Source organism: Stenotrophomonas sp. As-7 (assembly GCF_030291015.1).
GTDB classification, from domain to species: Bacteria; Pseudomonadota; Gammaproteobacteria; order Xanthomonadales; family Xanthomonadaceae; genus Stenotrophomonas; species Stenotrophomonas lactitubi.
Genome location: NZ_CP127405.1, coordinates 2,499,661 through 2,524,700 on the forward strand (window position 1 = coordinate 2,499,661; position 25,040 = coordinate 2,524,700).

Annotated in this window: 25 protein-coding genes and 1 pseudogene; 10 read left to right on the forward strand and 16 right to left on the reverse strand. The window is 65.9% G+C overall.

Annotated features, from left to right (window positions below):
- Positions 1-7 precede the first annotated feature (7 nt).
- The 3 genes from QP457_RS11495 to QP457_RS11505 are packed head-to-tail and all read left to right on the forward strand — an operon-like array spanning position 8 to position 4,747.
- Positions 8-886, forward strand: coding sequence for an alpha/beta hydrolase (locus tag QP457_RS11495; RefSeq protein WP_205404190.1), 879 nt, complete (start codon positions 8-10; stop codon positions 884-886).
- Positions 883-1,368: a MaoC family dehydratase gene (locus QP457_RS11500; protein ID WP_205404191.1), complete on the forward strand. Its 486-nt coding sequence runs from the start codon at positions 883-885 to the stop codon at positions 1,366-1,368. The genes QP457_RS11495 and QP457_RS11500 overlap by 4 nt, the downstream gene beginning before the upstream one ends.
- A 46-nt stretch (positions 1,369-1,414) precedes the next feature.
- Entirely contained in the window at positions 1,415-4,747 is a 3,333-nt protein-coding gene (locus QP457_RS11505) for a PAS-domain containing protein (RefSeq protein WP_205404192.1), read from the forward strand.
- A gap of 7 nt (positions 4,748-4,754) precedes the next feature.
- Here QP457_RS11505 and QP457_RS11510 read toward each other — a convergent pair whose 3' ends face one another.
- Positions 4,755-5,429: a response regulator transcription factor gene (locus tag QP457_RS11510; protein ID WP_205404193.1), complete on the reverse strand. Its 675-nt coding sequence runs from the start codon at positions 5,427-5,429 to the stop codon at positions 4,755-4,757.
- Between the two features lie 88 nt (positions 5,430-5,517).
- On the opposite strand from QP457_RS11510, the gene QP457_RS11515 reads away from it, so the two are divergent.
- A complete protein-coding gene (locus QP457_RS11515; protein ID WP_205404194.1) occupies positions 5,518-7,371 on the forward strand; it encodes a 3-hydroxybutyrate oligomer hydrolase family protein in 1,854 nt (617 codons plus the stop codon).
- A gap of 25 nt (positions 7,372-7,396) precedes the next feature.
- Positions 7,397-9,121 carry a fatty acid--CoA ligase gene (locus tag QP457_RS11520; RefSeq protein WP_205404195.1) on the forward strand — a complete coding sequence of 575 codons (1,725 nt, stop codon included), beginning with the start codon at positions 7,397-7,399 and terminating at the stop codon, positions 9,119-9,121.
- Positions 9,122-9,188: 67 nt separating this feature from the next.
- On the opposite strand, the pseudogene QP457_RS11525 reads toward QP457_RS11520, so the two are convergent.
- From QP457_RS11525 to QP457_RS11535, 3 genes and pseudogenes are all read right to left on the reverse strand, one after another.
- Positions 9,189-9,437: pseudogene (locus QP457_RS11525) on the reverse strand (GFA family protein); the annotation flags it as partial.
- 121 nt (positions 9,438-9,558) lie between these two features.
- On the reverse strand, positions 9,559-10,605 hold the full coding sequence (locus QP457_RS11530) for an aspartyl protease family protein (RefSeq protein WP_205404196.1): 1,047 nt from the start codon (positions 10,603-10,605) through the stop codon (positions 9,559-9,561).
- A complete protein-coding gene (locus QP457_RS11535; protein WP_205404197.1) occupies positions 10,574-10,732 on the reverse strand; it encodes a hypothetical protein in 159 nt (52 codons plus the stop codon). Before QP457_RS11535 ends, QP457_RS11530 begins: the two co-directional genes overlap by 32 nt.
- A 163-nt stretch (positions 10,733-10,895) precedes the next feature.
- Here QP457_RS11535 and QP457_RS11540 point away from each other — a divergent pair, with 163 nt between their 5' ends.
- Complete coding sequence (locus tag QP457_RS11540; RefSeq protein ID WP_205404198.1) at positions 10,896-11,300, forward strand: hypothetical protein; 405 nt, start codon at positions 10,896-10,898, stop codon at positions 11,298-11,300.
- 55 nt (positions 11,301-11,355) lie between these two features.
- On the opposite strand, the gene QP457_RS11545 is transcribed toward QP457_RS11540, so the two are convergent.
- From QP457_RS11545 to QP457_RS11565, 5 genes are all read right to left on the reverse strand, one after another.
- Entirely contained in the window at positions 11,356-12,930 is a 1,575-nt protein-coding gene (locus QP457_RS11545) for a CocE/NonD family hydrolase (protein WP_205404199.1), read from the reverse strand.
- Between the two features lie 125 nt (positions 12,931-13,055).
- Complete coding sequence (locus QP457_RS11550; RefSeq protein WP_205404200.1) at positions 13,056-14,327, reverse strand: carbohydrate porin; 1,272 nt, start codon at positions 14,325-14,327, stop codon at positions 13,056-13,058.
- Positions 14,324-15,724, reverse strand: a complete 1,401-nt coding sequence (locus QP457_RS11555) for a cytochrome c (protein ID WP_205404201.1) — start codon at positions 15,722-15,724, stop codon at positions 14,324-14,326. Before QP457_RS11555 ends, QP457_RS11550 begins: the two co-directional genes overlap by 4 nt.
- Positions 15,721-17,361 carry a GMC family oxidoreductase gene (locus QP457_RS11560; RefSeq protein WP_100552570.1) on the reverse strand — a complete coding sequence of 547 codons (1,641 nt, stop codon included), beginning with the start codon at positions 17,359-17,361 and terminating at the stop codon, positions 15,721-15,723. Before QP457_RS11560 ends, QP457_RS11555 begins: the two co-directional genes overlap by 4 nt.
- 46 nt (positions 17,362-17,407) lie before the next feature.
- Positions 17,408-17,941: a sugar dehydrogenase complex small subunit gene (locus QP457_RS11565; RefSeq protein WP_205404202.1), complete on the reverse strand. Its 534-nt coding sequence runs from the start codon at positions 17,939-17,941 to the stop codon at positions 17,408-17,410.
- 247 nt (positions 17,942-18,188) lie between these two features.
- On the opposite strand from QP457_RS11565, the gene QP457_RS11570 reads away from it, so the two are divergent.
- The 3 genes from QP457_RS11570 to QP457_RS11580 all read left to right on the forward strand — a co-directional run bounded on the left by QP457_RS11570 (position 18,189) and on the right by QP457_RS11580 (position 19,560).
- Positions 18,189-18,428 carry a hypothetical protein gene (locus tag QP457_RS11570; RefSeq protein ID WP_205404203.1) on the forward strand — a complete coding sequence of 80 codons (240 nt, stop codon included), beginning with the start codon at positions 18,189-18,191 and terminating at the stop codon, positions 18,426-18,428.
- A 182-nt stretch (positions 18,429-18,610) separates the two neighbouring features.
- Complete coding sequence (locus QP457_RS11575) at positions 18,611-18,910, forward strand: hypothetical protein (RefSeq protein WP_205404204.1); 300 nt, start codon at positions 18,611-18,613, stop codon at positions 18,908-18,910.
- A 146-nt stretch (positions 18,911-19,056) separates the two neighbouring features.
- Positions 19,057-19,560 (forward strand): DUF892 family protein, encoded by a 504-nt coding sequence (locus tag QP457_RS11580; RefSeq protein WP_205404205.1) that lies wholly within the window; start codon positions 19,057-19,059, stop codon positions 19,558-19,560.
- Positions 19,561-19,616: 56 nt separating this feature from the next.
- Here the strand turns inward: QP457_RS11580 and QP457_RS11585 are convergent, their stop codons facing one another.
- From QP457_RS11585 to QP457_RS11595, 3 genes are all read right to left on the reverse strand, one after another.
- Positions 19,617-20,429 carry a DNA-formamidopyrimidine glycosylase family protein gene (locus QP457_RS11585; protein WP_205404206.1) on the reverse strand — a complete coding sequence of 271 codons (813 nt, stop codon included), beginning with the start codon at positions 20,427-20,429 and terminating at the stop codon, positions 19,617-19,619.
- Positions 20,422-21,186 (reverse strand): DUF72 domain-containing protein, encoded by a 765-nt coding sequence (locus tag QP457_RS11590; protein ID WP_205404207.1) that lies wholly within the window; start codon positions 21,184-21,186, stop codon positions 20,422-20,424. Before QP457_RS11590 ends, QP457_RS11585 begins: the two co-directional genes overlap by 8 nt.
- Positions 21,187-21,308: 122 nt before the next feature.
- A complete protein-coding gene (locus QP457_RS11595) occupies positions 21,309-21,656 on the reverse strand; it encodes a hypothetical protein (RefSeq protein WP_205404208.1) in 348 nt (115 codons plus the stop codon).
- Positions 21,657-22,113: 457 nt separating this feature from the next.
- Here QP457_RS11595 and QP457_RS11600 point away from each other — a divergent pair, with 457 nt between their 5' ends.
- Positions 22,114-22,854, forward strand: a complete 741-nt coding sequence (locus tag QP457_RS11600; protein ID WP_205404209.1) for a DNA/RNA non-specific endonuclease — start codon at positions 22,114-22,116, stop codon at positions 22,852-22,854.
- An 82-nt stretch (positions 22,855-22,936) separates the two neighbouring features.
- Here QP457_RS11600 and QP457_RS11605 read toward each other — a convergent pair whose 3' ends face one another.
- The 4 genes from QP457_RS11605 to QP457_RS11620 are packed head-to-tail and all read right to left on the reverse strand — an operon-like array spanning position 22,937 to position 24,994.
- The gene (locus QP457_RS11605) at positions 22,937-23,167 is read right to left on the reverse strand and encodes a hypothetical protein (RefSeq protein WP_205404210.1); all 231 of its coding nucleotides are present in this window, start codon (positions 23,165-23,167) and stop codon (positions 22,937-22,939) included.
- Positions 23,164-23,595 carry a VOC family protein gene (locus QP457_RS11610; RefSeq protein WP_205404211.1) on the reverse strand — a complete coding sequence of 144 codons (432 nt, stop codon included), beginning with the start codon at positions 23,593-23,595 and terminating at the stop codon, positions 23,164-23,166. The genes QP457_RS11605 and QP457_RS11610 overlap by 4 nt, the downstream gene beginning before the upstream one ends.
- An 11-nt stretch (positions 23,596-23,606) precedes the next feature.
- On the reverse strand, positions 23,607-24,068 hold the full coding sequence (locus QP457_RS11615) for a helix-turn-helix transcriptional regulator (protein WP_180167165.1): 462 nt from the start codon (positions 24,066-24,068) through the stop codon (positions 23,607-23,609).
- Entirely contained in the window at positions 24,065-24,994 is a 930-nt protein-coding gene (locus tag QP457_RS11620) for a LysR substrate-binding domain-containing protein (protein WP_180167166.1), read from the reverse strand. Before QP457_RS11620 ends, QP457_RS11615 begins: the two co-directional genes overlap by 4 nt.
- Positions 24,995-25,040: the final 46 nt, after the last annotated feature.

The window sequence follows — 25,040 nt, forward strand, 5'->3', positions numbered from 1 at the left end:
CGTCTGCATGACACCGTCTTACGATGATCTGTACTGGAAAAGTGACGATGGCCTGCGCCTGCATGCGCGCGACCATGCTCCGGGTGCGGGGCAACCGCCCCGCGGCACGGTGGTCTGCATCCCCGGTTTGACCCGCAATGGCGCCGACTTCGATGCCCTTGCGCAGTCGCTGACCGCCGTCGGCTGGCGGGTGATCGCCGTTGACCTGCGCGGACGCGCAGGCTCGGAACGTGCGGTGGATCCGTCCAGCTACAACCCGCGCGCGTATGCCGACGACATGGTCGCCCTGCTGCGGTCGCAGAACATCGACACGGCGGTGTTCGTCGGCACCTCGCTGGGGGTGCTGGTCACCATCACCCTGGCCTCGCGTGCACCCGGGCTGATCGCCGCGGCGGTGCTGAACGATGCCGGCCCCAAGGTGCCGCGCGAAGCCCTGGCGCGGATCGGCAAGTACGCCGGCAAGCCCGTGCCACCGATGGACCTGGCACAGGCCACGAGCTATGTGGAGTCCATCGGCAAGGCTGCGTTCCCGCGCTTCACCACCGACGACTGGCGGGCGATGGCCGTGCGCACCTTCCGCCAGCGCAGCGATGGCCTGCTGGAACTGGACTACGACCCGGCGGTGATCCGCACCACGCGGCCGTGGGTGCTGTGGCTGCTGCGCCCGGTGTTGTGGCGGGCCGTGCGTGGCCTGACGTCGCGGGTGCCGGTGCTGGTGGTGCGCGGGGCGTTGTCGGACATCCTGCCTGCCGATGTCGCACGGCAGATGGCAGCCACATCGCCCAACGCCCGCCTCGTTGAAGTGCCGGAGGTGGGCCATGCCCCGATGTTGTCCGAGCCCGAGGCGCGTGATGCGATCCTGGCCCTGCTGGAGCGCGTGCGATGAGTTCCGAAGTTTCGACAGATGAGCTGCCTGCCGCCCTGCAGGCCCTGCGGCAATGGGCGGCAAGTGAACGGCTGAGCGGCAGCACGCGCATCACGCAATCGCGCATCGATGCTTTCGCCGACGCCACCGGCGACCACAACTGGATCCACACCGATCCGGCCCGCGCCCAGACCGGCTTGCCGGGTGGGCAGACCATTGCGCATGGCTTCCTTCTGCTCTCGCTTACCGTCGAGGACGATGTGGCGGCCCTGGCCTGTTTCCCCGGCATCGCCCACGTACTGAACTACGGATTGAACAAGGTCCGCTTCCTGGCGCCGGTACCCAGCGCTTCCGAGGTGCGGGTGCGCTCGCAGCTGATGTCTCTGGAAGCGCGCAGGCCAGGGCAGTGGCTGTTGACCCAGCAGAAGACGGTGGAAGTGATCCCCGCTGGCGAGGTGGCCGTGGTCGCCGAACAGCTGTCGCTGATCGTGCTCGCCGACTAGCGCCGGCCGGCTGCCCGCCGGCCACGGTTCTCTCTACACTGGAGCGATGTTGACGCCCTCCATCGTCCTGTTCGCCTGCATCGCGTGGACCGTGCTGCTGTTCGGCGTCGCCCTGTGGGGGGAACGCCAGGGGCATCGGCTGTCGAAGGTCTGGCCGGCCATCTACGCGCTGTCGCTGGGCGTGCACTGCACGGCATGGACCTACTACGGGGCCGCCTCGCAGGGCGTGCAGTGGGGCTTTCCGATCCCGCCGACACTGATCGGCATGGCGCTCATTTTTGCCTTCGGCCTGCCCTTCCTGGTGCGGCTGGGACGACTGGCCAAACAGCACAACAGTGCCACCATCGCCGATCTGGTGGTCGCGCGGCTGCGAGCCGACCAGGGGCTGGGCATCACCATCACCCTGGTCGCGCTGTTCGGCATCATTCCCTACATCGCACTGCAGCTGAAAGCGGTCAGCCAGGGGCTTGCCGCCCTGCTCGGTGATCAGTTCGCGCCCGTCGGCTGGCAACTGGACATGTCGTTCTGGTTCGCGCTGACGATGGCGGCGTTCACCACGCTGTTCGGCGCACGCAAGGCGTCGGCCACCGAACACAACCGCGGCATCGTAGTCGCGCTGGGCCTGGAATCGCTGTTGAAGCTGACGGCACTGCTGGCGATCGGCCTGTATGCCGCGCGCTCGGTGCACAAGGCCGGCGTGCCGCTGCTTGAGAAGATGGCGCACCTGCCGCCGCCGGCAGTGGTGCCGGATTACCTGACCATGGTGGCGCTCGGTGCGATGGCCGCGTTCACCCTGCCCCATCAGTTCCATGTGGGCGTGGTTGAACTGCGGCAGTCGTCGGACCTGAAGACGGCGCGCTGGCTGTTCCCGGTGTACCTGCTGTTGATCGGCCTGCCGTCGGTGCCGATGGCACTGGCTGGTGCCGCGCAGTTGCCGTCTTCGGTGTCGCCCGACCTGTATGTCCTGGCCCTGCCGCAGGAACGCGGCCACCATCTGCTGGCACTGCTGGCCTACCTGGGCAGCCTGAGCGCGGCCACCGGCATGATGATCCTGTCCGGGCTGACCCTGTCGATCATGCTCGGCAACCACGGCGTGGGTTCACGCCTGCTGAGCGGCGTCAACGGCTTCAACAGCGGCGCCGATCTGCGACCGCGGGTGCTGGCCTTCCGTCGCGCCGGCATCCTCGCCGTGTTCCTGATGTCGTGGCTGTACAGCCGCGCGATGAGCGGCACCGAGGCACTCAGCGATTTCGGCCTGATGTCGTTCACCGCGCTCTCCCAGCTGGCACCGGCCGTGCTGCTGGCGGTGTACCGGCCGCGCATGCCCTCCCCGGCCATCATCGCCGGCATCGTGCTGGGTTCACTGGTCTGGCTGTGGCTGGTGCTGCTGCCGATGGTGATCCCCGCCCCGCCGCCGTCGGCCAGCCCCGACGGACTGCACTGGCTGGCGATGTTCTCGCTGCGCATGCAGCCTGGCCATATCGCCATCAGCATGGGGGCGAGCCTGGCGGTCAACCTGGCCACCGTTGTGCTGGTGTCGCGTGCGGTGCGTCCCTCGATGCCACGGCAGCGCGACGCGGTGGCCGCAGCATCCTTGCGCAAGACGGCCGGTCGCTTCCTCGGCCAGGAACGGGCGCGCCAGCTGATGGACGGACACGCCGGGCAGATGCTGGATGACGAGCGCGTCACCGCCATCGAGCGGGAGCTGACTGCCGTGGTCGGTGCGGGCATGGCACGCCTGCTGGTGGAGGCTGCCCGCGATGGTGGTGCCGCACCGCTGGACGCCGTTACCCGCGCGGTCGGCGAAGCCACCCAGGTGCTGCGCTTCAACCAGCGCCTGCTGGAAGCCGCCTTGGAAAACATGAGCCAGGGCATCAGCGTGGTCGATGCGCAGCTGCAGTTGGTGGCCTGGAACAGCCGTTATGCCGCGCTGTTCAAGTTCCCGCCGGAGCTGCTGCAGGTGGGGCAACCGGTGTCGAACCTGACGGCGTGGGCGTTGGGACAGCTGAAGATCGGCGACGCCCCCGGCGACTCGCGCGACAAGGCGCTGCAACGCCGGGTGGTGCACATGCGGCGCGGTACCCCGCATCTGTCCGAGCGGATCTTCCCGGACAACACCATCGTTGAAATCCGCGGCAACCCGATGCCCGGTGGCGGCTACGTGGCCACCTTCACCGATGTCACCGCTTTCCGTCGGGCCGAGGACGCGCTGAAGCGCAGCAACGAAAACCTGGAGCGCCGGGTGCAGGACCGTACTGCCCGGCTGGAGCAGGCCGTGCATGAAGCCGAACGAGCCAACGTGGCCAAGACACGCTTCCTGACCGCTGTCGGCCACGACCTGATCCAGCCCCTGCATGCGGCGCAGCTGCTGACCGATGCCATGTCGCAGCACATCGAATCGGAGTTCCTGGACAGCTTCCTGCGCCAGATCCGTGGCGCGCTGGACTCCACCGACGATCTGCTGTCGGGCCTGCTCGATATTTCGCGGCTGGAAGCCGGCGGACTGGTCGCCGATCCGCGTCCGTTCGCGCTGTCGACCGTGCTGGATCCACTTGCACAGGAGTTCGCCGTGCTGGCGGCGGCGCGCGGCCTGCAGTTCCGCCATGTGCGGACCCGCGCGTGGGTGCACAGCGACCCGTTGCTGCTGCGTCGGGTGCTGCAGAACTTCCTGGCCAATGCCATCCGCTACACCCGCCGTGGCGGCGTGCTGCTGGGCGTGCGCCGGCATGGCCAGGCCCTGTCGATCGGCGTGCATGACAGCGGCCCCGGCATCGCACCGGAGCAACAAGCGGTAGTGTTCGAGGAATTCCATCGTGGCGACCGCAGCAACGGCCAGGGCCTCGGTCTGGGCCTGACCATCGCGAGCCGCATTGCCGACCTGCTGCACGCGCCGCTGCAACTGCAGAGCGCGCTCGATCGCGGCTCGACCTTCTCGATCACCGTGGCGCGGGCAGCGCCGCCTGCGGCCCCGCGCACTGAACCCGCCGCTGGCAACAGCAGCATCAAGGGTATCCGCGTGCTGGTGGTCGACAACGATCCGCAGGCCCTGGAGGCAATGCGACAGATGCTGCTTTCGTGGGGCTGCGATGTCATCGCGGCGCGCGATGTCAATGCGCTGGGTGCTTCAGCGCAGGAAGCTGCACTGTGGTTGTTCGACTACCACCTTGATGATGGCGATACCGGCGTCGCACTGTGGAAGCGCCTTGTCGCCGTCCACGGGCCGCGGCCAACAGTGATTCTCAGCGCCGACACCGGCAGCGACACCCGCGAGGCGGTGCGCAGCGTGGGCCTGTCACTGCTCAACAAGCCGTTCAAACCGCTGGCACTGCGCTGGGCGATCAACCATCTGCTGGCAACGGCCGCTACGGCAACGCCCTGACCAAGGGTCAGGCGTCCTGCGTCTCTTCGATCTGCCGCGAGGGATCGGTCAACCCCATCTCGTGCAGCACACGGATGGCCTGCGCACGATTACGCACGCCCAGCCTGCCCATGATGCGGGTCATGTGCGCCTTGACCGTGCGCAACTGCACGCCCAGCCGGTCCGCGATCTGCTTGTTGAGCAGCCCTTCGGCCACCAGGCTCAGCACCCTGTACTGATGCGAGGACAGGCTGGACAAGCGCGCCGCAAGATCGGCGTCCTTGTTGAAGGGCGCAACCCGCGCCACTGGCTCACGCAGCAGCGCCGGAATCCAGCGCTCACCTTCCAACACGGTCTGCAGCGCGGACTGCAGGTCGGTCAGCCCTGAACTCTTGGGCAGATAGCCGGCTGCGCCCAGATCGATGGCGCGGCGGATCACGTGCGGCTCTTCATTGGCCGAGACGATGATGATCGCCAACCCCGGTTGCAGTGCACGTATGGTTGCCAGCCCGGCAAGACCGTGGTTGCCCGGCATATGCAGGTCCAGCAGCATCAGGTCGATCTGCTGGCTCTCTATTGCTTCCAGCACGCTGTGCAGCGAATCGGCCTCGCTGATCTGCAGGTCAGCCACTGCCTCCTCGGCCGCGCGATGCAGCGCCGCGCGGAACAAGGGGTGGTCATCGGCGATGAGCAGGGTCGGCATGTCCAGCCGAGGTTAGCAAATCGCCTGCGGTTGGGCACGGGTACCAAGGTACGCTGGCGTGCGCCGCCCGGATCGTTAGGGTGGAGCAATGAACATCCACCGCCCCGTTACGCTGCTGTGCGCCACGCTGCCGCTGCTTGTGGGCAGCATCGCCAGCGCCCATGCCGCCCCGCCCCGTGCCACCACCGCTGTTCCGGTGTTCGAGCAGTGGCGGGAAACCCTGCATCGCGGCAACGATGAACTGCTGACTGCGGGACTGGGAATCGACGCCCTGCGCTCGACTACCGCGCCAGCATTCAGCAACCCGGCCCAGCCCACGGCAGAGGAGGCCCGGCGTCGTGCGATCTGGAGCAGCTGGCGTGGTATCGCTGACCTGAGTCCCGGCGGTGGTTTCGGCGACGTCTACGGCAGCCTGCAGGCAGTGCCCGGCCGCGAATTCTCGGCCTATGCGCGCATCGATGGCGCGCGCCAACCCCACCGCGTGCTGGTGCAGGTACCCGACACCTTCGACGCCTCGCGACGCTGCCTGGTCGTCGCTGCGTCATCCGGCTCGCGTGGCATCTATGGCGCGATTGCGGTCGCCGGCAGTTGGGGCCTGGCTCACGGCTGCGCCGTCGCCTATACCGACAAGGGCGCCGGCAGCGACTACTACGACCTGGACGCCCAGACCGGCTTCCAGGCCGACGGCACGCCCGCCTCACAAGGCGCGTTGGCCTTCATTCCTGCGGGTGCGGCAACCAGGCAGGGGATAGCTTTCAAACATGCCCATTCGGGTGACAACCCGGAAGCAGACTGGGGTCGGCATCTGCTGCAGGCGCTGCAGTTCGGCCTGCAGTCACTGGACCGCGCCTACCCCGAATCCGCTCCATTCACGGCGGCCAACACGCGCACGCTGGGCGTGGGTGTATCCAATGGCGGTGGCGCCGTGCTGCGCGCGGCGGAGATCGACGGCGACTGGTTCGATGCGATGGTGGCCGGCGAACCCAATGTCTCGGTTGCCGGCGCACCGCCGCTGTACGACTTCGTTACCCAGGCCGCGTTGCTGATGCCCTGTGCCCTGCTGGCAGAGGACGATCTGCCGCAACCGCCGATGTCGGCGCAGGCCGTGCCGGTGTGGACCCAGCGATGTGCCATGCTGAAATCCGCCGGATTGGTGCAAGGTGATGACGCTACGGCACAGGCACGGTCGGCACGGCAGCAGCTGCTCGACGCTGGCTTGAGCGCCGACGCACTTCGTGCCGGCGCGCTCTCGACCGGGTTCGATCTGTGGCGCGCCATCGCGGTCACTTATTCGTCAGCCTATGGACGCTACGGCGCCGGCGAACATCCCTGCGCGTACAGCTTCTCCGCCGCTGGGGCAGACGGCAGGCCCGGCGCGGCCACCGCCGAGGCCCGGGCAACCTGGTGGAGTGAGGGCAGCGGCATTCCGCCGGGCAACGGCGTTGTGCTGGTGGATGGCAATGCCACCGGGGCGGAAGCTGATCCACTGCACGGTTTGAACTGCCTGCGTGCACTCGGCAATGGCGATAGCGCCGACGCACGGCGGGTGCGCGCCGGCATCGCCGCGGCCACCGCCGAGGCGCCGCGGCGCGGTGTGCCGATCGTGGTGATCCATGGCATCGACGATGGGCTGGTGCCGATCAGCATGACCAGCGATCGCTACGTGCCACGTGCACGCAAGGCGGGGGCACAGATCGCCTATTGGCGTGTGAACAACGCACAGCATTTCGACTCGCTGCTGGCCTTCCCGGATTACCGGAAGCGCTACGTGCCGCTGCTGCCCTACATGTTCGCGGCGCTGGACCAGGTGTGGGGTCACCTTGAGGATCCAGCCCATGCGCTGCCAACGGATGCGCTCATCCAGCCGAACCCACGCGCGGAAGCGCCCTTGCTGCGCGAGCAGCTGTCCATTCCGGCGGTCACGACCCTCTCCAACCGCTGACACGCCGCCCACCAGGAAGCCCCACATGTCGTCCGCCACCGCTACAGACACGCCCGCTGCCGAGGCCAACGCCTTTCCCCTGCTGATCAAGCAGTTGCTGCTGACGCCGCTGGCAGTGCGTCCACAGCAGGAAATCGTCTACGGCGACAAGGTCCGCTTCGACTACCGCACCCTTCAGACGCGCATCGGCCAGTTGGCCGGGTTGCTGACCTCGCTGGGGGTCAAGCGCGGCGATACGGTGGCAGTGATGGACTGGGACAGCAACCGCTACCTGGAGAGTTACTTCGCCGTGCCGATGATCGGAGCGGTGCTGATGATGGTGAACATCCGCCTGGCGCCTGAGCAGATTGCCTATATGCTCAATCACAGCGGCGCGCGGGTACTCCTGGCCAACCGCGAATTCCTGCCGGTGCTGGAAGCCATCGACGAACAGTTGCCGGATCTGCGCACGCGCATTCTGCTGGCCGATGAGGTTGGCCCGCTGCCAACGGGTTTCGTGACCGAGTATGAAGCCGGACTGCGCGAGGCCACGCCCATCACCTGCTTCCCGGACTTCGACGAGAACACCCGCGCCACGACGTTCTATACGACCGGCACCACGGGCCTGCCCAAAGGCGTGTACTTCAGCCATCGGCAACTGGTGCTGCACTCGCTTGCGGCGATGGCCGCACTCGGCAGTGCGTCCAGCCAGGGGCGCCTGCACCGCGACGACGTCTACATGCCGATCACCCCGATGTTCCATGTCCACGCCTGGGGCATGCCGTACGTGGCTACGCTGCTGGGCATCAAGCAGGTCTACCCCGGACGCTATCTGCCGGGCAAGCTGCTGGCGCTGATCGCCCGCGAGAAGGTGACGTTCTCGCACTGCGTGCCGACCATCCTGCATATGCTGCTGGGCGATGCCACGGCGGCCGATACCGATCTGCGCAGCTGGAAGGTGATCATCGGTGGTGCGGCACTGCCGCGGGCACTGGCGCAGCAGGCACTGGCCCGTGGCATCGACATCTTCGGCGGCTACGGCATGTCCGAGACCTGCCCCCTGCTCACCATCGCGCAGATCGATGCGCACGCCCTGGACGACCCGGATGAGGAGCTGTCGCTGCGTACCAAGGCCGGCATCCCGGTGCCATTGGTGGATCTGCGCATCGTGGACGAAGACATGAACGACGTTGCCCACGATGGCGTCGCTACCGGCGAAGTGGTGGCCCGCACGCCCTGGCTCACCCAGGGTTATCTGCACAACCCGGACGCTTCAACGGCGTTGTGGGCGGGCGGTTACCTGCATACCGGGGACATCGGTAACATCGATGGCGGCGGCTACCTGCGCGTGGCCGACCGCATCAAGGATGTGATCAAGACCGGCGGCGAATGGATCTCCTCGCTCGCCCTGGAGGACATCATCGCCCTGCATCCTGCGGTCAACGAGGTCGCCGTGATCGGCATCAGCGATACGAAATGGGGTGAGCGACCGCTGCCGCTGGTGGTCCGGCAGCCCGGCAGCGATGTGACCGAAGCAGAGATCATCGAACTGGTCGCAGCACGCAGCCGCTCAGGCGACATCTCCCGCTACGCGATCCCCGACCGCGTCAGCTTCGTGGATTCGCTGGAACGCACCAGCGTGGGCAAGATCAACAAGAAGAAGCTGCGTGGGCTGCATGATCCGGAGGTAGCTGCTGGTGGCCCGGGCTCACATGAAGCGGACCATCCCACCCATCGAGGTACTTCGGCAGCGCATCTGCAACGTCGATGACACGCTCCCGGTAGAACAGGTGCATCGTTGGCGCAAACGCTGCACCCAGCACGCCCTCGGCAGCTCGCGCAACAAGAGCGTTGGGAACCACGCGCATGCCCAGGCGATTGGTGCCAAACAGCACCTCACCGCAGTTCAGGCAGAAGGTCTTGCAAAGCTGCTTGGCCGGGTGCTGGAAACGCGCATTCTCCGCCCCTGAAACGCTCACCGATTCGGCCGCCCATGCGGTGGCCGAAAGCATTGCAACGCCGTAGAAATCCCTGCAGGTGGCGCAGTGGCAGTTCGCCTGCGCAGCAGGACGGCCATGCAGTTCCATGGTATTTGCGCCGCACAGGCAGGTGATGCGAAGGGACACGGACGCTTCCTGAAGGGAGTGGCTGGCGAGGAGTGTGCTGTTACCGCTCGTCCTTCACAAGAGGCTGTCGGTGCTGAAGCTCCTACTTCCCGGCCGGGTCCACACCAATGTACTGGTTCCGTCGCAGATAGACCTCCCCGGTCTTCATGTCCAGCAGCATGTTGAACTGCCGGAGAACACCCGCGCCGAGCGTGCCGTCGCCAGTAGAGGCGTCATCGTCGATTGGAAACGACGCAGCGGCGTTGCCGATGGCCAACCCCTGGATGCTTGCAGACGGGACGCGCACATCCACGGCGCGAATGACATTGCCTGCGCTGCCGGTGAAACGGGACGTTCCCACTTTCTGGGTGAACACCTCCATCAGCCCATGGCGCGAGCTGTACGCATGGCTGAGATCGATGCTGCCGTTGCTTCCCGTATCCAGTGCCAGCCACGGCTTGAAGATGGCGTCGCCATTGCCGAGCGTGACTTCGATTGCGGGCGTATTGTCGATCCAGCGGACGTTGACGCGGGTATAGCCGGTTACATCCGGCAGGCTACGATGGACGAGCAGCTGCTGCCGGTCGTAATCGATCTCGACCACCTTCCCTTCAAAGAACTTCCATCCCAGAACCGCATCAAAGGGACGGTTCCTGTAGTCGACCACTACCGCGCCCATGCGCGTATGCAGCCCGCCGATCTCAACGTCGTTGCACGTGCTGTAGTCCATCGTGGTGACGCCGTCTGAACCTGTGTTCTCAGTGCGATCATCGATGACCACCGATGCCTTCGGCACGATGGCGCGCGATATGGCCAATCCGTCCGCGCCGGTGTCCACCAGGAATCGCAAGGACTCGGACCTGTTGACGCTGCCGCGGACGTAGATCCGGTGGTCCTTGTCCTGCTCGAACGGGATAGCCACGGGCGTGGCATTGGCGCCGGCACTCGCGCCTGAAGTGGCACAAGCGATGGCGGCAACCAGAAGTACATGCGGGATTCCAGGCACGGGCGACTTCCCTTTCGTTTGGCGGTGGTAGCGTGGCACCTGATGGATGCCACCAATGCGGAAAGGGTTTAAATCGATGCCGATACTGCGGGTGATGCCGAACGATGGGGTGTTACTGCGGTGGCGCTGACGGAACCGGCGCATCACGTTTTTCTGGCGGCGTCATGTCGGCAGAGGCATACTCGCGCGCCTTTACGCGAAACGGGGCAATGCAGCCGGCAAGGCTGATGCAGATGGAGAGGGAAAGTGCGATCAGGGCCAGTGTTTTCATCGAGCTGCCAGGTTGTGCGGGTATTCTTGGAGCGCCATGGTCAGGTGCTCGTGGCTATAAGTCCATAGCCATCTGCCGCTGTCGGCATACTGCCTCGTGATAGGCTGGCCCAGCAGAACCCGTGCACGATATCGCAGCTGCATTCCCTTCCGGGATGACTTCCATGAAGACCCCACCCGTACCTGCCGCCGAGTCGAATCGTGCAATGGAAGGCCAGTCGCCCAACCTGTTCCTCGCCCTGCGCGATCTGCTGCTTCCCTACAAGGCCGATCTTCTCGTCGTGCATGACGAGGACGATCACTTCTACGCCAATTGCAGGAACGTAGACGCCAAGGGCAAGGCTCAGTTCTTCAGCGCGGTGAAAGTATCGGGTCGCAGGCATTCATTCCATTTCATGCCCATCTACACCTTCCCCGACTTGTTGGCCGGCATCAGCCCGGCCCTGAAGAAGCATATGCAGGGGAAGTCCTGCTTCAACTTCGATGCCTGGGATCCAGTGTTGCTGCACGAACTGCAGATGCTGATCGAGCAGGGTGTCTCCCGCTACCGGGTGGCCGGCAAGCTGTGAGCACACCACGCGGCATCTGCCGCCGGTGTGCCCACGGAGCGGCCGCGGTATGGATTCAGTGCAACGGCACCTTCAGCACCGATGGCGCGGACGTCGGCGAACTGAAGGTCACCGCCCCGCCCAACTGGCTGATGCCTGCATAACGCAGGTCCACCGTATCGACCACCAGCGTGAGGCGACTGCCGGCGGGGATGTTCCAACTGCTCGCTTCCAACCGAAGAGCGAGGGTGGTCGCCTGGCCCGGCGCAACGCCGCGCAGGGTGTACGGCTTGTGGCTGATCAGCTGGCCATTGCCCAGCACATCTTCCGCGTACAGGTAGGCATACAGCGTGGTGTTGGCGCGGCTGGGAGTGACGGTCACGCGCACTTCCGGCGCACCGTCCAGGCGGCGTGCGTTCCAGTAGATGGGCCCCTGCCAGACGCCTGCAGCGTTGCGCCCGATGAAAGGCACGTATGCACCCGGCGGAAGGTTGATCATCTGCAGCGAGCCCGACACCATCGCCACGCCGGAATTTGCGGCGGTAGGCAGGCCACTGCCGATGCGGTAATTCCAGCCATTGCTGCGCCCGTTTTCAGCCAGGCCTCCGGTGGGCAGAAGCAGGCCACCGGGTGCGGTCAACGCGTAGCTGACCGCGCCACTGTTGGTGGCCTGCCAGTTCGGGTAGCTGCTCCAGCTGCCCTTCTGTGACTTCAGCTGCACCGCCGGCTCGCGGTCGATGCCGTTGGTCACGCCCTTGAGGTAATGATCGAACCAGTCGCCCACCGAGTCATAGACCTCGTTGGGAATGCCCAGTGCGCCCAGGGCCTCGTTGAGGGCGTGGTCGCCATGGCGCAGCTGCAGCTGCTTGGGGCCTTTCAGCTGATTGAAGAAATCCACCAGCTGACCCGGCGGAAACAGGCTGTCGTTGAAGGCGTTGGCCAGGAATACGGCCGGCTGGTTGGCGTTGATCTCGTTGATGCTCGCAGCGGGGCTGCGGATCGCGGCCACCGGCAACAGCGATTCCACTGCGCCCTGATAGTTGCCGACCACGACGTTGCGGTTGATCGTGGCCAGTTCGGACCCGGGGCGGCCGGTGACCAGGCCGGCGGCCACCAGCAGCGCGATTCCCTGTGCACTGGGGGTGTCGTTGGAGTACAGCGACGCCTGCAGGTCGGCCCATCCGCTGAGGGCGGCCACTGCCTTGATGCGGGGATCGCGTGCCGCCGCCAGCAGGCTGGTGCCGGCGCCGTAGGAGATGCCCGAGACGCCGATCCGCGCCGGGTCGGCCCGGGTGTTGTCCAGCGCCCAGTCGATCAATGCGCTGACATCCTCGACCGTCGCGGGCCCGGCGATGTCGATGGCCCCGCCGGACTCCCAGAAGCCGCGCGAGCTGTAGCTGATGACCACGTAGCCGCGTTTGGCCAGCGACTGTGCGACCCCTACGTACTCCACGCTGGGAACGGCCCAGCTGCTGGGCATCACCAGCAGCGGGTACTTGCCGCCACCCGCGTCCTGGGGCTCGATGACAAAGACCCCGAGGGGTGTGCCATCCCAGCTGGGAACGGTGCGGTGGGTGGTCTTGACCGTGGCGGCCCAGGCGGTGGGCGCCAGTCCGGTCAGCAGGATCAACAGCAGCAATACCTTGCGCATCGTCGTCTCTCCCCGTCGTTTGTGGTGCAACGGGTTGGACCGTACCAGTGCGAATGGTGGCTGACACCTTGCGCCGCAACATGGGGCGGCGGCCCTGCCACCCCACGCCGCGGGCCTGAATGCGCCTACAGCGTCGCCTGCGCCTGCAGGGTGAATACCCAGCTGTCGGGTCGGCTGGCATAGGCGCCGGGACGTGCCACGTACTGCACCGCCGGCCGCAGTACCAGCCACGGGGCGACCTGCACGCCGTAGTTCAGTTCGACGAACTGCTCGTTGCTCTGCACATCCTTTCCGGCCAGCTGCTGGTGCCGTGCGAGCCGGTCGGAGATATCCAGCCGGTTCCAGGCCAGGCTGAGCACATCATCTTCGCGCGACGCGATCACGCCGCGCCAGCTCACGCCCGCTTCCCACGAGTAGCGCATCAGCCCTGTTTTCGCGTCCGCGCGAGTGGCCACGCCGAACACCGAGATGCCGCGCACCGTATCGCCCTCGGGCTTCCACACGCGCTGCGCGGCCTGCACGTACGAACCGCTGCGATGCGAGGCGCGAGGTGCGGCCGGATTACCGATGTCATCGGCGTTGGAGGTGTCCAGGTAGTAGCCGACCTTGTAGGTGCCGCCATAGTCCTCGCCGGACGTGCCGTGGCTGTAGCCCACTTCCACGGGCAGGAACAGACCGGTCTTTCCCCTCGTCGAAACACGGAAGCCACTGTTGGCCTGCTTGCGCGTCGGGTTGACGTCGTAGATGCCGGTCTGTGCGTACCAGCCCGACGGATCGTTCCACTTGACCCGCAGCCCCCACTGGCCCGTGGGGTTGTCCAGCCAGCCGGAGCTGTAGATCGGGCCCAGCGGATGCCCGCATTGACCGTTGTTGTTGAAGTTGCAGGTGTAGGGCAAGCCACCGAAGTCGTTGCCCATCGAATAGAAGCCCCCTTTCAGGCTCAGCCGCTTGTCCAGCAGCAGCCGCTCGTAGGAGAGCTCGTTGAAGCGCAGGTTCTGGCCCTGACCATAGAAGGCCTGGTTCTGGATATAGGAACCGGTGGACCGCTCGTTGATGGCGTTGCCGAAGCGATCGGAGAACACCACGCGCAGCGTGCCGTCGAAGCCGAGTGCTTTGCCGGTATCGATCGTCGCGCCCAGGTCAATGTGTTCGGCGGTGGACCAGCCACTGCCCTTGTAACCGTCGCTGTTGACGCCGCTGCCGATCACGATGCGTGCGCTGGGGGTTACACCACGATCCTGCAGCCAGAGGCGCGCGGCCCAATCGGCACTCAGCGGCGTCTGCACGACGCTGTCCACTGGCTTGGGCTTGGCGGTGGCAGTCGCTTCGGCGGCCGACACCGGGCCATTGACCGCGAGCAGGAGCAGCCCGATGCCGTTCAAGGAGAGCAGCTTCATGCCGCGGCCCTCCTGTCCTTGCGCTTCTTCCAGGCGCGGCGCGCCAGCAGCACGACGCCGACCAGCGCCAGCACGGCAACGATCAGCATCGGCAGCCACAAGCGTGCGATCTTCGCCAGCAGTGGCTTCTCGCCGCCGGCGCGGGTCAGTGCGACCTGCGCCTCGGTGACCTGATCACCCGGCCCGAACTGCGTGCGCACGTAGGTCGCCACCGCTGCGATATCGGCGTCACTCAGGTCCTGTACGAACGAACCCTTCGAGAAGTGCGGCATCAACGCGTGTTCGCCCTGCACGTCGCGGTCAACGCCGCCGATGATGGTGGCGATCAGGTTCTGCGGACGGGTCATGCCGACGGTAGTGTTGTGCACCAGGGAGGGGTAGTACCCGTCCCTGCTGCCCTCGCCACGCGATCCATGGCAGCTTGCACACAGGCCCGAATACAGCACTCCGCCCGATGCCAATGCGGCACCCGTACCGCGTACCGGTTGCTCGCCCGGCGCAGCGGCGGCATCGCCCCAGGCGAAGGCGGCCCGGGTGGCGTCAGGGTCGGCCACGGCCGGCACCGTGCGCAGGTAAGCAACGATCGCGGCGATATCCTCGTCCTGCAGCTTGGACAGGCTGTTGCTCACTGCTTCTGCCATGCCGCCACCGGCCTGCGCCTTGCCGGCAACGCGGCCGGTCTTCAGGTACTGCGCCAACTCGGCGTCGCTCCAACCGCCGACACCGCTGACGGGATGGGAGGTGATGTTGGGTGCATACCAATCACCCAGCGAGCCGCCGGCGAAGGCCTTGCCGCCCACTTCCTGCATCATCAGCCCGCGCGGACTGTGGCAGCTGGAGCAATGTGCCAGGCCTTCCACCAGATAGGCGCCGCGATTCCATTGCGCACTCTTGCCCGCATCGGGTTTGAACGTCTCCTTGTCCAGGAACAGCAGGTTCCACACCGCCATGGACTGGCGGATGCTGAAGGGGAACGGCAGTTCGGTCGCGTGCGCTTCCTCGTCGACCGGCGCCACGTCCTTCATGAAGTAGGTATACAGCGCGTGGATGTCCTCGTCGGTCAGCTTGGCATACGAGGTATAGGGCATCGCCGGATACAGATGAGCGCCATCCTTGCGCACGCCTTCACGTACCGCCTTGGCGAAGTCATCTTCGCTGTAGAGACCGATGCCATGGCTCTTGGAGGGCGTGATGTTGCTGGCCCAGATCTCACCCAGCGGGGACGCAATCGCGTAGCCGCCGGCGTAGGGTTTGCCCTGTTTCGGGCTGGTGTGGCACGCCACGCAGTCTGCGGCAACCGAGAGGTAGCGCCCACGTTCGGCGACCTCGTCTGCGCGCGCGGATTGGCTGGCTGCGGCCAGCATCAGCACCATCAGAGCGGAGACGAAGGTCTTCATGCCGCACGCTCGATGGCATCTGCAGCCCGCAATGCCAGTGCGGCCATGGTCAAGGTGCTGTTGACCACGCTGGCCGACACCATCGGGCCGCCGCCAGGCAGCCACAGGTTCGGGTGGTCGTGCGCTCGGCAATTGCCATCGACCACCGAATCGCGCGGGTCAGCGCCCATGATGGTCGAGCCCATGATGTGGTTGTTGGCGTTGAGCGCCGTGGTGATGACGAATTCCTCGGCGTTGAACAGCGAGCCGATATGCCGCAGCTGTTTGCAGGACTCGTCATAGCCCTTGCGGGCGTAGTCGCCCAGCGAGTAGTGGATGTCCGGGCAAGCCAGGCCATGGCCATCGACCCGTGTCTTCGACAGCGTCAGCCGATTGCTCGGGTCCGGCAAGGGTTCCAGGCTGATCGAAAGATCGACGCCGAAGATCGCGCGACGGCGGATTTCTGCATCCAGCGCGTCGCCAACCAAGCCTTTCTTCAGCGCCTGGTCGGTGGCGATCGCCACGCGGCTGATGTTGTTGAGGATGATCTTGGTGGCCGAGTACTGCGAGCGGAAGGCACCGTCGCGCGGACCGACCATGCAGCTGGACTGCGCCGGTCCGCGTCCCAGCCAGATCGGGCGATCGGCGATGAACGAGCAGTGGAACCCGGAGTGATCGAGCATGTTGCGCCCGACCTGGTCGGAACTGTTGGCGATGCCGTTGGGGTTCTGCTCGTTGGCGGCAAGCAGCAGCAGGCGCGGCGTCTCCAGTGCGTTGCAGGCGATCACGAAACTGCGGCCGGTGGCCTTGTGGCTGACCTTGTTGTTGTCATACCAGTGAATGGCCGTCACCCGGTTCTGCGCATCGGTGTCGATCCTGTAGGCCACTGCTTCGGCCAGCACCTGCGCACCCAGTTTCTCGGCCGCTTCGATGGTATGGATGCCGTTGTACATCGCGCCGATCGGGCAGATCGGCTGGCAGTTGTTGTTGCCGCAGCAGGCCGGCCGATCATTCCACGGCGTGACCATGCGACCCTGCGGAATGGGCACCAGGTTGTAGCCGTGCGGATTGACCACCTCGGCAAATACCTTGTCGCCGTTGCCCCAGGGGATCATGTCGGCGAGGTAGGGCTTGGACCGTTCGGAGGGGCTCTGCTTGCCCGGGTCATTCGGCCCGGAGACACCCATGGCCTCTTCCGCACGGCAGTAGTACGGCTCGATGTCGTCGTAGCTGATCGGCCAGTCGCGCCCTACCCCATAGGTGGACTGCATCTTGAAATCCACCGGCAGGTGGCGCCAACAGGAGGCGGCCCAGTGCCAGGTGGTGCCACCCACGGCCTTGATGAAGCCCTGGTGGAAGCTACTGGCATCGGGGCCGGTCAAACCCACGTAGTCGTTGGCCGGGAAATACAGCGGCGCGGTGGCCAGCGGCGACTGCGGATACGGCCCCTGGAAGTCGCTGCCGATGCGTCGCTCGAAGCTGACGTTGCGCCAGTTTTCGACGACGTCGGAGCGATGCAGGCGCGGGCCCGCTTCGAGGACCAGAACCGATTTTCCGGCACGAACCAACTGATGGGCGATCAATGCGCCGACGACGCCTGAGCCGACGATCACAACATCGGCATCGGCGTCGCCATCACGGAAAACCGGAGCTTTCATGAGGGGGAATCCAGATCAATTACGGGAAAGAGATGAAAGCGCTGGCTCAGCCGTGCGCTCGTACCGCCGCCGGCGGTTCAGCCGTCCACCATGCAGGGCCGCCTTGTGCGTAGGTCGGCGGGAACAGGCCGTCGTCCACGGGCCGCTGCATCAGCGCATCACGATAGGAAACGGTGATGGCCTGCGGGCCCTTGCCGACGCTGCCGGTGTACCAGGCAGTGATGATGGCCAGCGCTGTGGGCCGTGCGTCGCCAGCAACTTGCAGCAGCGCTTCAGGGCCTTGTGCCTGTTGCGCCTTGGCCGCGAGTGCCGGGAACTGGGCGTGCATCTCGGGATGCAGCTTGGCGAATGCGGCTTCGATGCGCCCGGCGGTCGCCGGATCGAGATCGTTCTTGCCCGTCAGCGCCTGCGAGAGCTGCAGAAAGCGCCCGTCCGCCTGCTTCGCAGGGGCGGCACTGGCAGCGGGTGCTGGTGCCTTGCCACTGCAGGCAGCCAGCAGCGAAGCCGAGCCGACCGCCAGCAGGAAGGTTCTGCGCGTCAGGCCTTGCCCACTCCCTTCCAATCCCTCGGGAACACTCATGATGTGGACTCCTGATGCCTCACGTCTTCGGCTGCCCCTGACCGCGACGCGGGGGGCACCTACGGGTGAAACTGTAACGCACCTGCTCGTCGTCGCGGGGTGAGTGGTAGCGGCCGCAGAACGGCGAAGCGCCCTGCTTTGCGGCATCAACGCAAGCAGATTTCCGCCGGCAAGCAGGGGCCCCCGTCACGCCCGCACAACGCCGTCAACGCTAGAAACAAGGGCTTTCCTACTCTGGAGAGTGGCCATGCGGGTACTGCTGCTGTGTGCCGTGGCGACGATGGCATTGTCGGCCTGCGATCAAAGCGAACCGACCGATAAGGCACAGCATGCCGATGCGGTTCGGCAAACCGCACCAACCGGCAGCGCGCCGGCGCGCAACGTGCCCGGCGGTGGCAGCGGGACCGCAGCCTCCCAGGACCAGTCGTCAGGAACCGGCGCCAGCAGCGGCAAGGAGGCCCCGCCGGAGTCTCCTGCAAAGCGCTGAGCCCAGAAGGGTGGCCGGCTTGGCTCGGACAGGCACGCTGGACGTCCCTGCGATGGGCCAACGCCCCTTTGCCACAACAGTGATTCCGGCGCCTCCGCCGCGACTGACCTGGACTGATTGACGCAGCCCGATGTGAAATTGGACCCCGACAGGATTCACGCCAACAACGCCTGTGCGGTGGCATGTTCAAGGTGACCCAAGAGGATTACCACATGCCTGACACCGGACTCTTCTACGTCTTTTCAGTGGATTACGCGGCCGACGCGCGCGGCGGCCTCGACCGGATCACCTCGATCACCTTCCGCTGCAATCAATGCCACCACGTGTCCCGTGCCGACGCGGACCTGAAGCGGGTGGCGGGTGGCACGCTTCTCACCTGTGGGAGATGCGGGACCCACCAGGCGGTCAGCAACGCGCGTTTTGCCGATGGCGCGCATGCCGCAGCGGCCGAGCGGCCCGCCGTCGCCGCAGGTGAGCGCTGATGCAGCGCTGCCCGTGATGGAGCACGGCGATGTGAGCAGGATGCATGCACCACACGCCCGTTGGGCATCTGCCGTTCACTGCATCTACCCCGTATCCCTACGGCCTCACGGCTACGGTGAAGTCTCCCTTCGTTCCGGAGCACACCATGGCCATCAAGACCGCTGAAGATCTGTTCATCCACGAACTTTCCGACATATACAGTTACAGTGCCGAGAAGCAGCTGATCAAGGCACTGCCCCGCCTGGCGCGCGCCGCTGACAATCCTGACCTCTCCGCTGCGTTCGAGACCCATCTGGAAGAGACCCAGGGGCAGATCGAGCGTATCGACCAGGTGGTCGAGCTGTTGGGGATCCGCCTGAAGCGCATCAAGTGTGCGGCAATGGAGGGGCTGGTGGAAGAAGGCAAGGAGGCCATTGACAGCATCGACAAGGGCCCCGTGCGCGATGCGGCGCTGATCGGCGGCGCACAGAAGGTGGAGCACTACAAAATCGCCTCCTACGGCACCATTGCCGCGCTGGCCATGCAGCTGGGATACAAGGACGCCGTGCCCCTGCTTCTGGAAACCCTGGAGGAAGAGAAGGCCACCGACCAGAAGCTGACCCTGCTGGCCAGTGGCGGCGGCAACGCCAAAGCCGCGAAGGCCGGGTAAGCGCAGGTCCACTGCACATCCGGCCGGCGCGTCCGCCCGATCCTGCGCTCCGCGTTTCAGCGCACGACCTTGCCGGCACCGCGCTGTGCTGCAGACCTCGCCCGCGTGCGCTTCTTCGCGGCTGGCGGTAGCGGCAGTACTCGATAGTCAATCTGGCACACCGGGCAGAAGAAGGTGCGCCGATGCGTGGTCCCCATATGGACCTTGCTGACCAGACCACCACAACGGGGACATGTCCGCCGGGTGTGCACCTGCCAGCGCTTTTTCAGCTCGAACCCGCGCTTCCATTCCAGGAAGTCGAAACTGTATTCGCGGGCCTGCCTGACCAGTTCGGCAAGCTTGCGCGGCGGAACATCGCCTACATGGTTGGCCGGATGGACCCGGATGCGGAACAGCACCTCATTCTTGATGATGTTGCCCACGCCGGAGAACAGCGTCTGGTCCAGCAGGGCGTCGCAGACCAGGACATCGGGCATCGACTTCAGGCGACGACGTGCGAGGCTGGGATCCCACAGGTCGCTCATCACGTCGCTGCGCCAGTCGTATACCTCGTCCAGCGGACGCGCGATCAGTTTTACCGAGCAGGTGTAGAAGTTCAGTTCGCCGTTGTCAAAGCGCAGCGATACCCACGCTGGGGTCTCCTTGCGCTCGTCGATGCGCCAGCTGCCGAACATCATCAGGTGGATGCGCAGCGTGACATGGCTGAATTCCAGCAGGAAATGCTTGCCCCAGCTGCGCACGGCCCGCACCCGGCGGCCCTGCAGGCAGGCCAGGTCGAGCGTGCTGTTGCCGCTGACCTCGCGGACCGTCTTCCCTTTGAATTTGGCGGCGGCCTCGCGCAGCAGCACGATGGAAGGACCTTCAGGCATGAAGCTGCTCCAGCAGGGCCTGCAGTTGCAGTGCATCGGGAACGGCATGGCCGTGTGCCGTGTTGTCGAGGATGACCCAGGCCCCGCCCGGCCCGGCGGCCTGCGTTGCTGCGCCGGCCAGCCTCCACAGCTCCGGCTGCTGGTACGCGCTGTAGTAGATCCGCGGCTGCCCGTGCCACCGCCAATAGCTCCAGTGCCTGGCTCCGCCCGGCTGGTCAGCCCCTGCAACCCGCGCGGGATCGGCCGCGACCCGTGCAATGTCATGGTCTTCCAGCAGCGCATCGGCCTTTGCGTCGAACCAGCTGGGGTGGCGGGGCTCGCACGCCATGGGCGTCGCGGTACGCCGACGCAAGGCCCGGAAGAACGCCGACGCGGTGCGGCCGTCGTAGGCCAGACTGGGTGGCAGCTGCAGCAACAGCGCGCCCAGCCGATCACCGAGATGCGCCACCTCGCGCAGGAAGGGGTCCAGCAACGGCGCCGCGCCGCGCAAGCGTGCGACGTGGGAGATCGCCTGCGGCATTTTCACCGAGAAGCGGAAATCGTCCGGCACGCTCGCCGCCCAGCGTGCGTAGGTGGCAGGCTGATGTGGACGGTAGAACGACGAGTTGATCTCCACGATCGGAAAGCGCGATGCGTAACGCTGCAGCGCGCTGTCGCCCGTTCCGAACATGTGCGCGACATCGGTGGGCAGCGACCACCCTGCGCAGCCGACGGCGACGCGGTGCGCCGAGTGTGGGTCATGAGATTCAAGTGCCATTGCGCTACGGTGATGGCGGGACCGTAGCAGTGCGGTGAATACACGTCGGCTGCGGCGTGAAGCACGCCGCCGGGCGTGGCCGGCCTACCGAGGGGGCGCTGCCCGGCATCGACCCTTGCTGCTCAGAGGCTGGCGCTCACCATACCGCCGTTCGGCGGCTTCCGCGTTGCCAGGGAATGTCCATTGCGTGGCGCAACGCGTTCGTGGGTGGCGGCCATCACCTGGTTCACGCGATGAAGTGTGCCGCGACCACCGGGCTCGATACCGATGATGTAGACGAAGCGGCCATCGCAGCGCGACTGCGCCGATTCAAGCCCGTCGGTCTCGGAGAGAACACGTTTCAGCGCCTTCTCCCACGCTCTGCCCGGGGCCGATGCCAGCTCCACCACCACCGCGGTTTCCCCGCAGTCCAGCGGCATCACCTCCACACGCAGGATGCGCAGTGTCTTGACGGTCTCGGCGCTACCCATTTTCGATCCTCCTCGGCAAACGACGGCGGCAGTATCCACGCCCGGCGCCAAGGCGCCGTCAAGAAGCCATGGATACCGCGTGCAGGTCGGCTGGCAGCGTTGCCGTGATGCGTCGCGGCAATCCCCGACGGGCACCTGCAGCCGCGCAATGCCCCGGTAGCGGCCACGCCATTAGCAGGTCTTCTTTTCATGCATGGGCGCCCTGGTCTGACAGCAGCCCAGTGCTTGCGCGCAGTCACATCTTCGCACTTTGCTCGTTGACCAGCTGGCGTCAACAAATGACGCTAACGACACCGCGACAGCGTTCGTAACGCCCTGCAGCGGTCGAGATTCCAGGCAATACCGGCCACGGCCGGATCGCGTCCCCCGTCCCTGTCACCGCATCGTCCTTCACACGGAAAGGCCTGGCCTGCCGTGGTGGACGGCTGCGCCTTGCCCATACCCATGGAGATCCGCAATGCGCCTTGCCACGTTCTTCTTTGCCCTTGTTTTCAGCAGCTTTGCCGGTGCCGCACACGCCCAGGTCGTGACCCTCAACAAGGGCGGATTCGTATTGACCTATGACTGCAGCATCCACAGCGCGACCCGATACGAATACACACTGGTGGCCGACACCGGCTCGGCCGCCCGCCCGTCCAGCTTCTACAAGGACCCGGACCTGCCGGCCGGCTGCCTCGGCCAGACCAGCACCGCCTCCTATGCCAGCGTGCAGTCCGGCTATGACCGCGGCCATCTGGTGACGTCCAACCACATGGACTACGACACCACCTACATCCGTCGCGCCAACTACATGACCAACATCGTGCCGCAGGTGTCCAGCTTCAACCAGGGCATCTGGGTCAAGGCCGAGAACGTGGCGGAGTGCTATCGGGACATTGCCCCGGTCGACGTCTATGGTGGCGTCGTCTATGGCGATGCATCGAATGACTATTTCTTGTCCAGCCATGGCATTCCGACCCCGGAATTCTTCTGGAAGACGATCATCACCAAGGATCCGAACACCGGCACCGCCAAGGCCATCAGCTGGATCATTCCCAATGAAACGGGACTGGGCAGCCTGGACAGCTATCTGGTCACCATCGCGGATCTGGAGGAGTTGCTGGGCGCCAGCTACGTGGCGATCAACGCACCGGCGTCGCTGAAGAACATGCTGCCCAGCGCCAGCTGGCCGCTGCCGAGCGGATGCGATCTGAGCTGAGCCCCCAATGGCCCGACGGAGTGCGCTCCGCCGGGCCTATCGCGCCTGGCAGCTCAGCCCGGATGATCTCTGCTAGCCCATCTCAAGGCCCAGCCCCGGCGCGCGCGCCTGGCGCTGCGCGCCGGTAATGCAGCGCAAACAGATACAGCCCGGTGAACAACTGCAGGAACAACGGCGGCAGCGGCGAGTACGTGATCCACGCCGGGGGCTCGCCCTGCCCCATCCCGCGCGCCACGAAGTTGGCGATCACCGCCAGGGTGAAGACGATCGAGGTCCACCGGTGCACCGGACGCGCCCAGCCACCGGCCCTCATTGCGGCGTCCTCTCGGCAGGCTTCACGGGACGCTCGATCATCTTCCAGCCATTGCCGGACGGATCACGGAACCCGGCATCCACCGCACCGTAACGCTCCACCGGCTCCTGGGTGAATTCCACGCCACGGGCCTGCAGTTGTTTGTAGCTGGCCCGGCAATCATCCACCGCCAATACCAGCGGCGGCATCGCGCCCTTGGCCACCATCTGCTGCAGGGTCAGCGCAGTGGCTGCGTCGTGCACGGGCGGCCCCGGCTTGAACAGCCCGAGCTGGAAACCGCCCTCGTCGCCCGAATGCACCGTCAGCCAGCGATAGTCGCCGCTGCCCACGTCGGTGTGCACCTGGAAGCCGAGTTTGTTGACGTAGAAATCGAGCGCTGCATCCTGGTCATGCACATACAGGCCGACCACATTCACCATGCCAGTCATAGGATCCTCCCTCAGGTGGGATCTACGCTAACAAGGCCGCTGCGGCGGCGCTTCTCCAAAACTGCGATGTTCAGGTCCGGGCGCTGCGCGGCGCGCGCATGACATTCCGGTACCGGGCCCTGCACCGGAGCACGGGCGCGCTCACTGTCGCGGACGGCGCCGGGGCTGTTGCCGGTGATATCGCGGAAGATCCGGCCGAAGGTGCCCAGGCTGGTCCAGCCGGTCTGCAGTGCGATCTCAGTGATCGGCAGGTCGGTATCGCGCAGCAGAGCGACCGCGCGCTCGATGCGCCGACTGAGCAGGTAGCGGTGCGGCGGCATCCCGAAGGCGTCCTTGAAGGAACGCGCGAAATGGGCCGTGGAGACCGCACTGACCTGTGCCAGCCGTGCCACCGGCCAGTTTTCATGGCTGGCCCGGTCCATGTGGTCTTTTGCACGCAGCAGGCGGCGCAGCAGTTCCGGGGTCTGGGTCATGGCGTGGCCACCCTGCGCAGCAGGGATCGTGCAGCATGCCGGGCCGCCGCTGCCTCGGTGCACAGCCACTCACGGAAGTGCGCGACTTTCGGTGCGCTGCTGCGTGCTGCGGGGCTAACAAACCAGAAGCTGCGGCCGTCGCTGACCACGCCGGGGTGCGCCTGCACCAGGCGTCCGGCATCCAGTTCGGCCTGAAAGAGGATCGGCGAGCCGATGGCAATTCCTTGGCCGGCGATCGCTGCGGCGATATCCAGATGCTCGACGGCGAAGTTCGTGAAGAAGCTCTGTGCTGGTGGTGCCCGAGTCTGGCCAAAGGCCAAGAACCACACTGCCCACCAATCGGGACGACCCAGCAACGGCACCTCCGGCAGCCGCGCCCCGCCCAGGCCGGTGGCAGCTTCAAGCAGCGCGGGCGCACACAGTGGCGTGAACACGCTGGGGAACAGCTCCACTGCGTGCAGCCCCGGCCAGTCGCCGTGACCGTTGCGGATGGCCGCATCGAAGCGCCCGCCTGCCAGGTCCTGCGGCTCCGCCGACAGATCAAGCTCCAGAACCTGCTGCGGATGCCGGGCCCGGAAGCCTCCCAGTCGCGGCGTCAGCCAACTGGTGCCCAGCGTGGGCAGCGTGGTCAGGCGCAGGCGGGAGGCATCCATGTCGGCGGCTCGCATGAAGCTGGCACGCAGGCCGTCGAAGGCGCGGGTAGCCTCCTTTGCGACGCTGGCACCGGCCTCGGTCAGTTCGACGTGCTGGGCGTGGCGCAGGAACAGCCGTGCACCGGTCTGCTCTTCCAGCCGCCGGACGTGATAACTGACCGATGCCGCCGTGGTGTCCAGTTCTTCCGCTGCACGCGCAAAGCTGCCCAGCCGCGCCGCGGCCTCGAAGGCGCGGATGGCAACGAGCGACGGAAGGTGGCGTTGGGCGACCATAAGTGTGGCTTAGCCTGAGCCGCGATATCCGCGTGGTCAATCCCCC

Coding starts and splice junctions, on each gene's coding strand:
- QP457_RS11495 (WP_205404190.1), top strand. CDS start 8: ATGACACCGTCTTACGATGATCTGTACTGGAAAAGTGACGATGGCCTG.
- QP457_RS11500 (WP_205404191.1), top strand. CDS start 883: ATGAGTTCCGAAGTTTCGACAGATGAGCTGCCTGCCGCCCTGCAGGCC.
- QP457_RS11505 (WP_205404192.1), top strand. CDS start 1,415: ATGTTGACGCCCTCCATCGTCCTGTTCGCCTGCATCGCGTGGACCGTG.
- QP457_RS11510 (WP_205404193.1), bottom strand. CDS start 5,429: ATGCCGACCCTGCTCATCGCCGATGACCACCCCTTGTTCCGCGCGGCG.
- QP457_RS11515 (WP_205404194.1), top strand. CDS start 5,518: ATGAACATCCACCGCCCCGTTACGCTGCTGTGCGCCACGCTGCCGCTG.
- QP457_RS11520 (WP_205404195.1), top strand. CDS start 7,397: ATGTCGTCCGCCACCGCTACAGACACGCCCGCTGCCGAGGCCAACGCC.
- QP457_RS11530 (WP_205404196.1), bottom strand. CDS start 10,605: ATGCGCCGGTTCCGTCAGCGCCACCGCAGTAACACCCCATCGTTCGGC.
- QP457_RS11535 (WP_205404197.1), bottom strand. CDS start 10,732: ATGAAAACACTGGCCCTGATCGCACTTTCCCTCTCCATCTGCATCAGC.
- QP457_RS11540 (WP_205404198.1), top strand. CDS start 10,896: ATGAAGACCCCACCCGTACCTGCCGCCGAGTCGAATCGTGCAATGGAA.
- QP457_RS11545 (WP_205404199.1), bottom strand. CDS start 12,930: ATGCGCAAGGTATTGCTGCTGTTGATCCTGCTGACCGGACTGGCGCCC.
- QP457_RS11550 (WP_205404200.1), bottom strand. CDS start 14,327: ATGAAGCTGCTCTCCTTGAACGGCATCGGGCTGCTCCTGCTCGCGGTC.
- QP457_RS11555 (WP_205404201.1), bottom strand. CDS start 15,724: ATGAAGACCTTCGTCTCCGCTCTGATGGTGCTGATGCTGGCCGCAGCC.
- QP457_RS11560 (WP_100552570.1), bottom strand. CDS start 17,361: ATGAAAGCTCCGGTTTTCCGTGATGGCGACGCCGATGCCGATGTTGTG.
- QP457_RS11565 (WP_205404202.1), bottom strand. CDS start 17,941: ATGAGTGTTCCCGAGGGATTGGAAGGGAGTGGGCAAGGCCTGACGCGC.
- QP457_RS11570 (WP_205404203.1), top strand. CDS start 18,189: ATGCGGGTACTGCTGCTGTGTGCCGTGGCGACGATGGCATTGTCGGCC.
- QP457_RS11575 (WP_205404204.1), top strand. CDS start 18,611: ATGTTCAAGGTGACCCAAGAGGATTACCACATGCCTGACACCGGACTC.
- QP457_RS11580 (WP_205404205.1), top strand. CDS start 19,057: ATGGCCATCAAGACCGCTGAAGATCTGTTCATCCACGAACTTTCCGAC.
- QP457_RS11585 (WP_205404206.1), bottom strand. CDS start 20,429: ATGCCTGAAGGTCCTTCCATCGTGCTGCTGCGCGAGGCCGCCGCCAAA.
- QP457_RS11590 (WP_205404207.1), bottom strand. CDS start 21,186: ATGGCACTTGAATCTCATGACCCACACTCGGCGCACCGCGTCGCCGTC.
- QP457_RS11595 (WP_205404208.1), bottom strand. CDS start 21,656: ATGGGTAGCGCCGAGACCGTCAAGACACTGCGCATCCTGCGTGTGGAG.
- QP457_RS11600 (WP_205404209.1), top strand. CDS start 22,114: ATGCGCCTTGCCACGTTCTTCTTTGCCCTTGTTTTCAGCAGCTTTGCC.
- QP457_RS11605 (WP_205404210.1), bottom strand. CDS start 23,167: ATGAGGGCCGGTGGCTGGGCGCGTCCGGTGCACCGGTGGACCTCGATC.
- QP457_RS11610 (WP_205404211.1), bottom strand. CDS start 23,595: ATGACTGGCATGGTGAATGTGGTCGGCCTGTATGTGCATGACCAGGAT.
- QP457_RS11615 (WP_180167165.1), bottom strand. CDS start 24,068: ATGACCCAGACCCCGGAACTGCTGCGCCGCCTGCTGCGTGCAAAAGAC.
- QP457_RS11620 (WP_180167166.1), bottom strand. CDS start 24,994: ATGGTCGCCCAACGCCACCTTCCGTCGCTCGTTGCCATCCGCGCCTTC.